The organism is Chitinimonas prasina, from assembly GCF_030160395.1.
In the GTDB taxonomy this organism is placed as follows: Bacteria; Pseudomonadota; Gammaproteobacteria; order Burkholderiales; family Chitinimonadaceae; genus Chitinimonas; species Chitinimonas prasina.
Genome location: NZ_BSOG01000005.1, coordinates 176,645 through 190,579 on the forward strand (window position 1 = coordinate 176,645; position 13,935 = coordinate 190,579).

Below are 13,935 nucleotides of genomic sequence, written 5' to 3' on the forward strand. Positions count from 1 at the left end.
ACGCGGCTTTTCGACTACAGTTCTCGTTGGTTTTTCACACCCACGAATAAGCTAGGTATTACACCGGAATCCGGGCACTGATTTCGGTATCGTGCTGATCCAGCATCTTGTCGAAATCATCGACCATGATGACTTCGCGCTTGAGCCGGCGGGCACGGGTCACAATCTCATGCTCGGCCTGGGTAATCTGGCCGCTGGCCAATGCTTCATCCAGGCGGCCCTGGGCATTCAGCGCCTTCAGCTTGCCGTCGCGCTGGGCGCGACGCAGCTTGCCTTCAGTGCTTTCGGCCTCGATATGGGCACTCAATGCATAGTTGAGCACACCAACGGCATCAGCCTCATTCTTGGGCACATAGACATCGCGGGTCAGGCGGTCGCGGGCAGCACCAGGCTGCATCAACAGGCGGGCGATCTTGGTGCCCAGACGGTCACGCGGCGTAGTGAAGTGGCGACCCAGCGGGAAGATGATCCACTTCAGCACAAAGGCCAGCGGACGGTTAGGCAGGTTGGCCAGGAAACCAGTCAGCGCTTCCTGAGCATCATGCAGCGCCTGCAGCACAGCCCACTTCAGCAGCGGCAGGTCGTCCTTAGGGCTGCCGTCATCCGCAAAACGCTTCAGCGACGAGGTGGCAATGTACAGGTTGGACAGCACATCACCGAGTCGCGCCGAGATCTTCTCGCGGAACTTGAGCGAGCCACCCATGCTGAACATGGCCATATCGGAAGCCAGGGCAAAGGCCGCCGACAGACGCTCGATGTCCTTGTAGTACTGGGCCAGATCACCACCCACAGGGGCGGAATTGAGCTTGGAGCCGGTCACGCCCATCACGAAGCTGCGGATGGCGTTATCGAACACGAAACCGATATGGCCGCTGAAGGCCTTGTCGAACTCGGCGCCATTGTTGGCCATGGCAGCCTTCATTTCACGCAGCACAAAAGGATGGCAGCGGATGGCACCCTGGCCGTAGATGATCATGGAGCGGGTCAGGATATTGGCGCCTTCCACGGTAATGCCGACCGGAATGGTCTGGTAGGCATTGCCCAGGTAGTTGCGTGGCCCCAGCACCACTGCCTTGCCGCCGTGGATGTCCATGGCGTCGTTCAGCACCTTACGCATGCGCTCGGTGTTGTGATACTTCAGGATGGCGGAAATCACAGACGGCTTCTCGCCGCTGTCCAGGCCAGACAAGGCCAAGCGCTGGGCCGAATCCATCTGGTAGGTATAACCACCGATGCGTGCCAGTGCTTCGTCCACCCCCTCAAACTTGCCGATGGACAGGCCAAACTGCTCACGCACCCGGGCATAGGCACCGGTCACAAAGCTGGCGAACTTGCCCGAGGCCACCGACATGGCGGGCAGGGAAATGGCGCGGCCCACCGACAGGCACTCTACCAGCATGCGCCAGCCCTGACCGGCGTAGTCCTTGCCACCGATGATCCACTCCAGCGGAATGAACACATCCTTGCCCATGGTCGGGCCATTCATGAAGGCCGAGCCCGGTGGCGCATGGCGACGACCGATCTGCACACCCTCGTGCTCGGTCGGAATCAGCGCACAGGTGATACCGATGTCTTCCTTGTCGCCCAGGATATGCTCAGGGTCATACAGCTTGAAAGCCATGCCCAGCACGGTGGCGATGGGCGCCAGAGTAATCCAGCGCTTTTCCCAGCTCAGGCGGATACCCACCACGTTTTCATGGCGCTGGCCGGTACGCGGATCGGTATACGAGCCACGGGTCACCACGCCAAAGTCGGGGATGGCACCCGCATCGGAACCGGCATAGGGGCTGGTCAGGGCAAAGCAGGGAATATCCAGGCCCTTGGCCAGACGAGGCAGGTAGTAGTCCTTCTGCGCCTCGGTGCCATAGTGCTGCAGCAGCTCCCCCGGTCCGAGCGAGTTCGGCACCATCACCGAAACAGCGGCCGTACCACCACGGGTAGCAATCTTGGTCACAATACGGGCATGCGCGTAGTTGGAGAACTCCACGCCACCGTATTTCTTCTTGATGATCATGCCCAGGAAGCCATTGTCCTTGATGAACTGCCACACTTCGGGCGGCAGATCCTTCAGCTCATGGGTGATCTTCCAATCGTCGATCATGCTGCACAGCTGCTCGGTCGGGCCATCCAGAAAGGCCTGCTCCTCGGCGCTCAGCTTGGGCGCGTTGTAGCCATGCAGTTTCTTGAAATCAGGCTTGCCCGAGAACAGCTCGGCATCCCACCAGACAGTACCGGCATTGATGGCTTCTTGCTCGGTCTGCGACATGGCAGGGGTAATCTTCTTGAAGATGCCGAAGATAGGGCCAGTCAACAGTGCACGACGCAGCGGAACAATATTGAATATCGCTGCAATCACGCCCGCGCCGATCAGCCAGCCCAGATGCAGGCCACAGCCGCCGTAAACACCGTAAGCGATGCCGGCCAATGCCGCAATGGTCCAGGCGATCAGCGGCGCGCGTAGATAGCCTAGCGCCAGTATCGCAACGATGACGATCAGGATGGTGAGTGCCATGAGGTCTTCCTTCCCAGGAGGTTAAAAGCTTGAACCCGCACCCTTTGCAGTAACCGGCGCTGTCAGGCCGGCCACGACGAAGGGCACGAGATAAGTGGCGATCAGGCGCGGATCCCGCGCGTTGACCACCGGATCGATAACAAACAGCCGCAGAATGTTATTGCCAGCAAACGCATTGAAAATCGCCGAAAAAGCGAAATTGAGCCGCCATTGCAGCTCTATGGCATCCAGCTCAGGCAGTGCCTTGGCGGTTGCCTTGGCGTAGCGCGCAACCAGTTCTTCGTAGTGCCAGGGCAGGCTCTCGCGTAGTACTGGATGCGCCTCGATAAAGGTACGGCTGAGTAGGCGCACGAAAATCACCCCGCCCCGCTTGGGGTCATGGGCAATATCGAGTGCCGCGTCCATAAAGGCACGCATGATGCGCTCCACCGACACAGGCTCTCCCTGGGCCGCGGCTTCCAGCCTGTCCAGGTTCTGCACTGCCAGCTGTGTCAAAGGTGTCAGCCGACGGGTGAACACCCCCTGGAACAAGGCATCCTTACTACCAAAGTGGTAGTTCACCGCAGCCAGGTTCACCTCGGCACGCTGTGTGATCATGCGCATCGAAGTGGCCTCGAATCCATGCTCCACAAACAGTGCCTCGGCCGCATCGAGAATGCGTGTCGCGGTATCGAGCTGCCGTGTTTCGCCTAAGCCATTCATTGTTTTTGCCGTGTTGTTCTGCGCCGCCGATTTCGCAGCTGTGTCGGGTCTGGTTTACCCATAAGCATAGCCGATTCAATCAAACGGTTGTTTGAAACATACGTCCCAGTGATTTTTTAGTCAAGCAAGCGCTCGATTGTGCGGCGCAGCATGTCTCACTGCCGCACCGGCTCCGGCCTGCCCGTTGGCGCACCAGCACGGTGCATTGCACACCCGTACTGCTTTGGCGCAGCTGCCACAACCTGCAATACCTGCTTGATTTTTTGATCAACATCAAATAGTTGCAGCCATGCGACAAAATTAGAGCAAACGCTCAACAGGTAAAATCACGCGCTATGATCCGCACCTGCCCAAGTGCTTGCTCGAATCACGCGGTACGCAACACTCGGGCACGGAGGCTGAGGTTCGCCTCCATCCGTCACCCCCATCGGTACGACAGCTTGGCCCCGTGTTGCGACGGGCGTCGTCCCGCTATCGGGCTGGTGATTTCCCCCAGAACGAGGAGACAACAATGAAAAACAAAACCCTGCTGCTTGGCGCCCTGCTACTGTCCTCATGGGCCCACGCATCCACCCCCACCAACGCGGCCGACATCCGCCCCGACCCCATCCTGGGCAGCTACCTGTCCCCCCACGGCCCGGCCTCCGCCGAGTCCCTGTACAAGCTCAAGCGCAACAAGCTGAGCCAGGACGGCATGACCATACGGGCGTCAGGCAGCACCTATACCTATCTGCGCTGCTACTACGCCACGGGCACCAAGCTTCGGCCGACCACCAACTATGTGTGGGCGCTCAATACCGGTAACAGCGATTACTACCGTGTCTACGGTAGCTGGTGGTCCAGCAGCATGCTGGCCTGGAAGAATATGTTCTACAGCGATACCAGCCAGGACACCCTCAAGTCCGTGTGCCAGAGCACACTCAGCCGCAAGGGCCTGGGTTCCAATGTGGCCATGTGGGCTGCGGCCGACAATTCGCTGTCGTTCAACTACACCGTCTGGAGCCAGGACAGTGCTGCCCAGCTGGGCGGCATCAACCGCATCGTGGCCTTTGGCGACAGCCTGTCCGACACCCAGAACATGTACAACGCCTCGCAATGGCTGCTGCCCAACCGCAATAGCTGGTTCCTGGGCCGCTTCAGCAACGGCAACAACTGGGTTGAATACCTGGCCGACAGCCTGCGCCTGCCGCTCTATAACTGGGCCGTGGGTGGTGCCGGCGTCAATACCGAGAAATACGTCATTGCCGGCGTAACCGACCAAGTGCAGTCGTACAAGGAGTACATGCAGAAGGCCGCGGCCTACCGGCCGGAGAAAACCCTGTTCACGGTCTTGATAGGTGGCAATGACTTCGTGAACTATGACCGTAGCGTGGATCAGGTCATTGCTGGCGAAACCAGCGCCCTACAGAATCTGCTCAATACCGGTGCCCGCAATGTGCTGCTGCTGAAGCTGCCCGATGTCTCCAAGGCACCGGTATTCAAGATCAAGGGCAACCCTGCCCAGGTGGCCGCCAAGGTGCTGGACTACAACAACCGCCTGGACAGCATGATCGCCAGCCTGCGTGCGCAGTACGGCAGCAGCCTGAACATACGGGTATTTGATACCTATACCCTGTTCAACAGCGTGCTGAACAGCCCAGCCAGCTATGGCATGACCAACACCACCACCTCTTGCCTCAATATCAACAGCGACAGCAGCCTCAGCTACCTGAGCAGCCAGTCGCCGCGCAACGAGTGCAGCAACCCCGACACCTTCGTGTTCTGGGACACCCTGCATCCGACCACGCGTACCCACAAGCTGCTTAGCGAGAACGTGGCGCCGTTTGTCCGCAGCAACTTCCCCATCCTTTAAGCAGCCTATCCGCAAACTCGGCCGCACCACTCAGCCACCAGCAGGACCATGCCAAACTTGGCATGGTCTTCTTCTTTAACCCAAGCGAACCCGAATTGCACCCATCCGCCGTCACTACCTGATGCCAGGCACCCCATATCCGGCGATGTGCCTGAACGGTTTTTGGGTGGGTCTTCAGCTTGTCTTCGGCGCGATGGCTTCTCGCGATACCGGCTCGCCATCCGGGTCATACCGCACCCTTGTATCCATCGTGCCATCTCCGTTCGTATCCAGCTCCACGTAATCCATCCTCAGTTTCACGTAGTAGACAATCTTGCGCGGCAGGCCGGTATTAGGGTGCAGTATTTCGGTCCGCGCCAGCACGTCATGCTCGAAGAATTCCTTGTATTCGAAGAAGCTGTCGCCGTCGATATCGCGTTCGGAACTCACGATACTGCCTTCTTCATACCGCGCCCGCGTTTCCAGGGTGCCATTGAAGTCATCGTCCTGCTCTGAAGCATCGATCATGCCGCGCCGATCATAGTCGCTCGCGTAGTCCATCTTGCCGTCGCGGTTACGGTCACGCTCTACCTTCTGAAGCGCAGCCCCCGAAAAGCTCCATTTTTCTTCCAGCACGCCGTCTCGGTTGAAATCGATCCCGTCTGTGGTTACTGGCGGGCGTAGAGATAGCGCCATCAATGCCGCACCAGCGAAGGCGCCCAGCCCCAGCCATACCCATTTTCCGAGCCGCTTGGGCTCCTGCACAGTAGCGGGCTGCTCTGCCTCCCAGCGGACAATGATCTCCCTGCCTCGCTCATAGTCAGCTTCCTCGATCATCACGCGCACCAGCGGATGGGCCTGTAGCTCCCCAACCCCACCCTCCAAGTATTCGCCATCCACCCTGCCCCTGAGGCCTTCCATCTCCAGCAGGTTAAGAATCATATGTGCCTCGAGGGCATTGGCCGCCTCATACAGCTTTCTCATATCACCTCATCCATGGCGAACTTCGCCTAAATCATTGAAAAACAACAAAAACAAACGTTCTTAGCCGTGGCATCCGGCCTACCCAAGCCAGGACAAGTCATGGACAAACCCGCGCAACCTCTACTTGTCAAAAAACACTGTTCCGGCAATGAACCGCTACAAGATTCCAATCATTCCTTTGCCGCATAGTAAGCACCGCAACAACACAGGCCAGGTTACCGGCGCGAGTCGCACTGCTCGCAAAGCCAGGGCCCAGGCGATCGTCTACGGAATAAAAGGATAGAGTTGATGAAACCTGCATACCACCGGCCCTTGCTGGCCGCCTTGCTATTGGGTTGTCTCACCCCGCTGGCGCAAGCGCACCCCGACAAGGCGGAGCGCAATCTCCCCAAGCCGCATACGCGCCAAGTCCTCCCACCAACGGTAGAGCAAAGCCTCTACAACCTGAGTGAAAGCCGCAAGCCCAGGACAGACTTGCAACTGCCCAAGCAGCACCTCCGCTTTGACCCGAACGTAGCGCCATTGGCGACCACGCCTGAATGCCGGGATATGAACCGCCTGGCCAGCTACTCCGGCAACGATCTGGCCAATTATATCGTCTCACTACCCGATTACGAGTGCCACTACGGCCTGTTTTCGCTCAATGCGGCCCAGGCCGCGCAGATCTATAGCGCTGGCAACATGAATGCCGTCGCAGCACGTTTTGCCCAGGAAGCTGCCGCCTACAATGCCAGCAACCGCAATCTCATCAACCTGATCATCTACCTGCGTGCCGGCTACTACCTGGCCCACGGGAATGTGATGCCATGGCCGTCGAGCACGCTGCTCGGCACCATGCGCCCAGCCATCAGGTCGCTGGTACAGGGCACCGCGCTATTTCAGAACAACACCATTGCACCGCCCACTGCGATGGAAACCATGTACTTGATCACCAACCTGCGCGACGAGGCCTACCACCTTGACGATATGCGGTCGCTGGTGCAGCGCTACACCAACACGACGGGTGCCCCCAATGCAGTGCAGCCACTCTTTGTGCGCTCTGCCAGGGATGCCTTCACCGGTGTCTTGACCGTCTATTTCTATGCCAGCGGTAGATCCGATTCCCAAGTGATCCTGAAGGCCAACCCAAGCCACGCGATTGCGTTGAACCAGTTCGTGGTCAACAACAAGGCCGCCTTGCTCGGCGGTGCCATCGCCTTCCATCTCACCGACGCGGCCAATGAAGCGTTCCGCATGATGCAGTTCACCGAACTCAAGCCCACCGTCAAGCCCATGATCCAGAACATGCTGGCCACTACCAGCATGACGGGCGCCGATTCCGCGCTCTGGCTGACGGCAGCAAAGGCAGTCAGGTATTACGACAATGCCAACTGCGCCCAGTATGGTGTCTGCAACTTCGAAGAGCAGGTCGCCAACGCAGTACTCACCATCAACCACACCTGCAGCCCCTCGATCCGCATCCGTGCGCAGGACATGACCACCGCACAGCTGCAGGAATCCTGCACGCTGCTGCAAAATGAGGAGGGGTACTTCCACGACATGATGCAGACCAACCGTACGCCGGTGGCCAACGATAACAATACATCGCTGGAAGTCGTGGTGTTCGACGATTACACCAACTACGACAAGTACGCCTCTATCATCTACGACATCGACACCGACAACGGTGGCATGTACCTGGAAGGCAACCCTGCCGCCGCTGGTAACCAGGCCCGCTTTATTGCCCACGAAGCCTCATGGCTGCGCCCGACCTTCAAGGTCTGGAACCTTGAGCACGAGTATGTGCATTACCTTGATGGCCGATTCAATATGTATGGCGATTTTGGCGCCAGCGTTGCGAAGCCCACGGTATGGTGGCTAGAGGGCTTGGGTGAATATCTCTCGCTGCGCAATAACAACCAGGCCAGCATAGACGCTGCACGCAACGGCCAATACAAGCTCAGCCAGATCTTCGGCAACAACTACGCCATGAGCGACTACACCAACCGTGCGTATCGCTGGGGCTATATGGCAACGCGGTTCATGTTTGAACGCCATCGCAGCGATGTGGACAACGTGGTTGCGCGCTTCCGTACCGGTGATTACAACGGCTATCAGACCTACATGAGCCAGATCGGTACAAGCTACGACACCGAGTTCGCCGCGTGGGCGCAAACAGCCACCACAGCCGGGGAGCCACCGATGCCAGGCAACAATGTTATCTTGCCGGCTTGCAACCACCCTTACTACCTGAGCAACGGTTGCTCGATCGGTGGCTGGACAAGCAGCACACGCTCTTACGCCTACATCCTGCTGCCTATCGGTGCGCGCAACCTGAAACTCTGGACCACTGGCGGAACCGGTGATGTCGATCTGTACGCAGGCTTCAACCGCTATCCCACCACCACAGTTTTTGATGCGTCTTCGATACACACTGGCAACAATGAGAGTATCACTGTTGCAGCACCACCAACCAAGCAGTGGATATACATCATGATGCAGGCCAAGCAGCCTTTCAGCGGGGTTAGCATCAACGCCACGTATGACTGAACCTAGGTAAACCGATTCGGCAGTACCTGAAAAGCCACTGGGCCCTCCAGTGGCTTTTCCTGTTCTTTGCTAATAAATAGGCAGGGATGGCGGGCCATCCCGCGAGGGCCGGCTGCAGAACCATGCAGTGCGCGCAGCCCAAAGACATGCAGCAGGCCATGCCTCGCTGCGAGCCGCCGGGCGCCCGGCATACCTGGGAGTTACCCATGCTTGCAGTCAGCATCCTGGCTAGCCATCGCCCCTATGTTGTGAGGCAGTTGAACGACGTGCTATTTGTGGAATCGTTGTTCGAGCGGCTCCCTGATGTTGTCTTTTCCGTCAAGGATACGGAAGGACGCTATCTCGCCATGTCCAATGGCTGTGTTGCCCGCTGCCACTTGCGGAATAAGCATGAGGCCATTGGTTGTACCGCATATGATCTATTTCCCAGCCACATGGCAAAACGCTACTGCGCGCAGGATGCCCTTGTTTTCGCCGCCAGCCGGCCCATCGTCGATAGCCTGGACCTGACGCTGTACAACGACGGAGGTGCAGGCTGGTGCGTTTCCAACAAGCAACCCATACAGGATGCCGAGGGCCGGCTGCTTGGGCTAGTCTGCATCTCCAAGGATCTGACCGAGCTGAGCCGCGAGGGCCTGCTTGATGCTGGATTCGCACGCACCATTGATTACATCCAAGCCAACTATGCCCGTCATCTTACCCTTCAGGAACTAGCCGATATCGCAGGTCTTTCTATCGCACAACTGGATCGACGGATGAAATGGGTGTTCCAGGTCAGTACCGGCGAGTTCGTCAGGCGCACCCGGCTTGAAGCCGCACTGCATGCCATTCGTTCCTCGTCGGCTTCCATTGCCGACATCGCGGTCGATACCGGCTTCTTTGACCAGAGCGCCTTGCATAAGCAATGCAAGCAGGCCACGGGGCTCAGCCCGCGCCAGCTGCGGCTGCTGCAAGGGCGTGAGCGCGTCGGATGATGAGCGGCACGCTCATCGATCGGACATAAAAAAAACGGCAACCCGATGGGTTGCCGTTTTTTCCACTCACCAAACAGGCTGCAATCAGCCTTCCGAAGCACGCTGGGCGCGCTTGCGGTCATGCTCATTCAGGTGGCGCTTGCGGATACGGATGCTCACCGGGGTGATTTCCACCAGTTCGTCGTCATCGATGAACTCCACGGCCGATTCCAGCGTCAGCTTGATCGGGGTGGTCAGGCGCACAGCCTCATCGGTACCCGAGGCGCGCACGTTGGTCAGCTGCTTGCCCTTGATCGGGTTCACGATCAGATCGTTGTCGCGGCTATGGATGCCGATGATCATGCCTTCATACAGCTTGTCGCCAGGGCTCACGAACATGCGGCCGCGGTCTTCCAGCTTCCACAGTGCATAGGCCACGGCTTCGCCGTCATCCTGCGAGATCAGAACGCCATTGTGACGGCCAGGCATATCAGGCTTGGTCGGAGCGTAGTCGTCAAACACGTGGCTCATCAGGCCGGTACCACGAGTCATGGTCATGAAGTCGGACTGGAAGCCGATCAGGCCACGGGCAGGAATATGGTATTCCAGGCGGGTACGACCCTGGCCATCGCTTTCCATATTGGTCAGCTCGCCACGGCGACGACCGATTTCTTCCATGATGGCGCCCTGGTGGCTGTCTTCCAGGTCGATGGTCAGGTTTTCATACGGCTCGCACTTCACGCCGTTGATTTCCTTGTACACCACGCGCGGCTTGGCCACGGCCATTTCGAAGCCTTCGCGACGCATGCTTTCCAGCAGGATGGTCAGGTGCAGTTCACCGCGACCAGAGACACGGAAGATATCCGCATCGCTGGTATCTTCAACACGCAGCGCCACATTGGTCAGCAGTTCCTTGTTCAGGCGGTCGCGAATCTGGCGGCTGGTCACGAACTTGCCTTCGGTGCCGGCCAACGGCGAGGTATTCACCATGAAGTCCATGGTCAGGGTGGGCTCGTCCACACCCAGGACCGGCAGACCTACCGGGGATTCCTTGTCACAGATGGTGACGCCAATACCGATATCGTCCAGACCGGAGATGATGATGATGTCGCCAGCCTCGGCCGACTCCACAGGCACCCGCTCCAGGCCCTGGAAACCCAGCACCTGGTTGATGCGGCCGGAAGCCACCTGCTCTTCATGGTTCATCACCACGACTTGCTGGCCCGGCTTGATGCGGCCGTTGATCACGCGTCCAACCCCCAGGCGACCGGTATAGGTGGAGTAATCCAGTGCGGCCAGTTGCAGCTGTAGCGGTGCATCAGGGTTACCCGGCGGGGTAGGAACATGCTTGAGCACGGTCTCGAACAGGGGGCGCATATTGTCCGAGGTTTCATCCAGGTTCAGCTTGGCGAAACCGTTCAGGCCCGACGCGTAGATGATGGGGAAGTCGAGCTGCTCGTCGGTCGCACCCAGGCGGTCAAACAGGTCGAAGGTCTGGTCCAGCACCCAATCAGGGCGCGCACCAGGACGGTCCACCTTGTTGATCACCACGATGGGGCGCAGGCCCAGGGCCAATGCCTTCTTGGTCACGAAGCGGGTTTGCGGCATGGGGCCTTCGACGGCATCGACCAGCAGCAGTACGCCGTCCACCATGCCCAGCACCCGCTCAACCTCGCCACCGAAGTCGGCGTGGCCGGGGGTGTCGACGATATTGATGTGCGTGCCTTCGAAATCGATGGCAGTGTTCTTGGCCAGAATCGTGATGCCGCGCTCTTTTTCAAGATCGTTGCTGTCCATCACGCGTTCGTCGACCTGCTGGTTTTCACGGAAGGTGCCCGATTGGCGCAGCAATTGGTCCACCAGCGTGGTCTTGCCATGGTCAACGTGGGCGATGATAGCGATGTTACGTAATGCGCGGCTCATAAGAGAAACCTGTCAATTTCGATTCTGGAAACGGAGCATTTTAGCATGCCGATCTTTCTGCAACGCACAAAGTATTTGATTTTTTCTTTTGTTTTCAGCATACTGCGCCCCGTTGCATCGAAACACGGTGCACGATCATCGATACCTGACCTCCGCGCCGTTGCAGTTTCAACGTTTTGGCGCTCTTTCGGTTAGCGTCGATGTGGCGCTGCCGATCCGCATATCAGCCTAAGTTCGGGCCCTGCCGATCTCAGCTTTGTCAGCCTGGGAAAACCAGGCTAGTAAACCAATTACGAATCTACGCGCATGCCGCGCCGGACGGGTTTTAGCCTGTCGGCCCATAATACGGGGCTTGTTTAGTCGTGGCGTCTGTGCTCGGGTTCGTTCGCTTTCCGATTAATTGTTATCGGCAAGCACCACCTAGGAAACCGCTTTGACACAAGTCACCTTCGCCGACCTCGGCCTTGCCCAGCCTATTCTTGACACCCTCGTTACCTCTGGCTACACCGAACCCACGCCAGTCCAAGCAGCCGCCATTCCCCTGCTGCTGCAACGTCGCGATGTCATGGCTTCGGCAGCCACCGGCACAGGCAAGACCGCAGCCTTCATGCTGCCCGCACTGAACTTCCTGACCGAAAAAACCGAACGCCCCGGCAAGGGCCCACGCATTCTGGTGCTGTCGCCCACCCGTGAACTGGCTGCCCAGATCAAGAGCGCTGCCGAAACCTATGGCAAGCAAATCCGCCACGCCAAGGTGGTCAGCGTTGTGGGCGGCATGCCTTACCCGCTGCAGATCAAGCTGCTGTCCAGCCCCGTCGAAATCCTGGTCGCCACCCCTGGCCGCCTGATCGACCTGATGGACCGTGGCCGTATCGACCTGGGCCGTCTTGAAATGCTGGTACTGGACGAAGCCGACCGCATGCTGGATCTGGGCTTCCGCGACGATATCGCCCATATCGCCACCAAGCTGCCCAAGGAGCGCGTCACCGCCCTGTTCTCGGCCACGCTGGATGGCGATATCGCCACCATCGCCCAGTCGTTGCTGACCGACCCACAGCGCATTGAAATTGCCCCGCCGCCCAAGCGCCAGGAACAGATTGTCGAAAAGCTGCACTACGCTGACGACATCACCCACAAAGCCAAGCTGCTGGATCGCATCCTGGAAGACGAAGCCGTCGGCCAGGCCATCATCTTCATCGCCACCAAGCTGGACGCCGCTGACCTTGCCGACCGCCTGCTGGGCCAAGGCAAGAAGGCCGCCGCCCTGCACGGCGACATGCCGCAGCGCGAGCGTACCCGTACCCTGGCCCGCCTGAAGAAGGGCGAGATCGATGTGCTGGTCGCCACCGACGTCGCTGCCCGTGGTATTGATGTGGCCGGCATCACCCACGTGGTGAACTTCGACCTGCCTAAGTTTGCCGAAGACTACGTCCACCGTATTGGCCGTACCGGCCGCGCTGGCCGTGACGGTATTGCCATCTCCTTCGCTGCCAAGCACGAAGTGCCTGCCCTGCGCCGCATCGAGAAATTTGTTGGCCGCAAGTTCAATCCGTATCAATTGGAAGGCCTCGAAGCTCGCTTCGAGCCACGCCCGAGCAACGGTGGCAGCCGCTTTGGCAGCCGTGATGGCGCCGGTGCCCGCAACAAGTTCAGCGACAAGCCGCGTGATGGTGGCAAGCGCTTTGACGAGCGCAAGCCCGCCGGCGAAGGCCGCAGCTACGGCGATCGCAAGCCTTTCGGCGAAAAGACCTACGGCGAGCGCAAGGCCTACGGCGACCGCCCTGCCGGTGATCGTCCCGCTGGTGACCGCAAGCCCTACGGCGATCGTCCCGCTGGTGATCGCAAGCCTTTCGGCGACCGCCCTGCCGGTGATCGCGACAACTACGGCAACCGCAAGCCTGCTGGCGAAGGCCGCAGCTTCGGCGACCGCAAGCCTTACGGCGACCGCGACAACATCGGCAACCGTGACAACGTTGGCAACCGCGCGCCCCGTGCCAGCCGTGCAGACTTCAAGGGCCTGGAAACCGATGCCACCGTGTACTCGGAACAGCCTCGCCTGACCCTGCACAGCCCGCTGGATGGCGGTAACCGCAAGCCGGGCAACCGCGGTGGCAATGGCAACGGTAAGCCATCGTTCAATCGTGGCGGTGGTGACAATCGTGGCAACGTCGCACCCAAGCGCCCAGGAGGCCGTCCGTCCTTCAGCAACCGAGACTTCGATTAAGTCGTCGTCTCGCGCAAGAAAAAAAACCGCTCTCAGGAGCGGTTTTTTTACGCCCACGTACCGCAAGTCAGCGGGCCGCACACTAAGCTGATTCAGATAATTACAACAAGTGATGCCGCTAGCCTCGCACACCAGATCAACATCCAGGGAGCGGAGTGCCCATGCTAGGCATACCCGGCTGAAGTCGGGACAAGCCGGATCAGCTGCAAGGGGAAACCCGCCCCTGTAAGCACATGTAAATACCACCGAGATCACCAATAGCGCCTAAGCCACGTGC

Annotated in this window: 8 protein-coding genes; 4 read left to right on the plus strand and 4 right to left on the minus strand. The window is 59.1% G+C overall.

What is annotated here, in order from left to right; translation table 11 throughout:
* Positions 1 to 58: 58 nt before the first annotated feature.
* Both QQK16_RS17710 and QQK16_RS17715 read right to left on the minus strand, forming a co-directional pair.
* Positions 59 to 2,512: an acyl-CoA dehydrogenase gene (locus QQK16_RS17710; protein WP_284197809.1), complete on the minus strand. Its 2,454-nt coding sequence runs from the start codon at positions 2,510 to 2,512 to the stop codon at positions 59 to 61.
* 21 nt (positions 2,513 to 2,533) lie between these two features.
* Positions 2,534 to 3,214: a TetR/AcrR family transcriptional regulator gene (locus QQK16_RS17715; RefSeq protein ID WP_284197810.1), complete on the minus strand. Its 681-nt coding sequence runs from the start codon at positions 3,212 to 3,214 to the stop codon at positions 2,534 to 2,536.
* A 511-nt stretch (positions 3,215 to 3,725) separates the two neighbouring features.
* Between QQK16_RS17715 and QQK16_RS17720 the strand changes: the two genes are divergently transcribed.
* Positions 3,726 to 5,066 carry an SGNH/GDSL hydrolase family protein gene (locus QQK16_RS17720; protein ID WP_284197811.1) on the plus strand — a complete coding sequence of 447 codons (1,341 nt, stop codon included), beginning with the start codon at positions 3,726 to 3,728 and terminating at the stop codon, positions 5,064 to 5,066.
* Positions 5,067 to 5,240: 174 nt separating this feature from the next.
* On the opposite strand, the gene QQK16_RS17725 is transcribed toward QQK16_RS17720, so the two are convergent.
* The gene (locus QQK16_RS17725; protein WP_284197812.1) at positions 5,241 to 6,029 is read right to left on the minus strand and encodes a putative signal transducing protein; all 789 of its coding nucleotides are present in this window, start codon (positions 6,027 to 6,029) and stop codon (positions 5,241 to 5,243) included.
* A gap of 288 nt (positions 6,030 to 6,317) precedes the next feature.
* Here QQK16_RS17725 and QQK16_RS17730 point away from each other — a divergent pair, with 288 nt between their 5' ends.
* Both QQK16_RS17730 and QQK16_RS17735 read left to right on the plus strand, forming a co-directional pair.
* Positions 6,318 to 8,558 carry a M9 family metallopeptidase gene (locus tag QQK16_RS17730; protein ID WP_284197813.1) on the plus strand — a complete coding sequence of 747 codons (2,241 nt, stop codon included), beginning with the start codon at positions 6,318 to 6,320 and terminating at the stop codon, positions 8,556 to 8,558.
* A 206-nt stretch (positions 8,559 to 8,764) separates the two neighbouring features.
* Complete coding sequence (locus QQK16_RS17735) at positions 8,765 to 9,532, plus strand: AraC family transcriptional regulator (protein ID WP_284197814.1); 768 nt, start codon at positions 8,765 to 8,767, stop codon at positions 9,530 to 9,532.
* A gap of 84 nt (positions 9,533 to 9,616) precedes the next feature.
* Here QQK16_RS17735 and typA read toward each other — a convergent pair whose 3' ends face one another.
* Positions 9,617 to 11,434 carry a translational GTPase TypA gene (gene typA, locus QQK16_RS17740; RefSeq protein WP_284197815.1) on the minus strand — a complete coding sequence of 606 codons (1,818 nt, stop codon included), beginning with the start codon at positions 11,432 to 11,434 and terminating at the stop codon, positions 9,617 to 9,619.
* A gap of 433 nt (positions 11,435 to 11,867) precedes the next feature.
* Between typA and QQK16_RS17745 the strand changes: the two genes are divergently transcribed.
* On the plus strand, positions 11,868 to 13,658 hold the full coding sequence (locus tag QQK16_RS17745) for a DEAD/DEAH box helicase (protein ID WP_284197816.1): 1,791 nt from the start codon (positions 11,868 to 11,870) through the stop codon (positions 13,656 to 13,658).
* The last annotated feature ends 277 nt before the right edge of the window (positions 13,659 to 13,935 follow it).

What these genes read in the sequence shown, in the direction of transcription:
- QQK16_RS17710 (WP_284197809.1), bottom strand. Translation starts at nt 2,512, where the DNA reads ATGGCACTCACCATCCTGATCGTCATCGTTGCGATACTGGCGCTAGGC.
- QQK16_RS17715 (WP_284197810.1), bottom strand. Translation starts at nt 3,214, where the DNA reads ATGAATGGCTTAGGCGAAACACGGCAGCTCGATACCGCGACACGCATT.
- QQK16_RS17720 (WP_284197811.1), top strand. Translation starts at nt 3,726, where the DNA reads ATGAAAAACAAAACCCTGCTGCTTGGCGCCCTGCTACTGTCCTCATGG.
- QQK16_RS17725 (WP_284197812.1), bottom strand. Translation starts at nt 6,029, where the DNA reads ATGAGAAAGCTGTATGAGGCGGCCAATGCCCTCGAGGCACATATGATT.
- QQK16_RS17730 (WP_284197813.1), top strand. Translation starts at nt 6,318, where the DNA reads ATGAAACCTGCATACCACCGGCCCTTGCTGGCCGCCTTGCTATTGGGT.
- QQK16_RS17735 (WP_284197814.1), top strand. Translation starts at nt 8,765, where the DNA reads ATGCTTGCAGTCAGCATCCTGGCTAGCCATCGCCCCTATGTTGTGAGG.
- typA (WP_284197815.1), bottom strand. Translation starts at nt 11,434, where the DNA reads ATGAGCCGCGCATTACGTAACATCGCTATCATCGCCCACGTTGACCAT.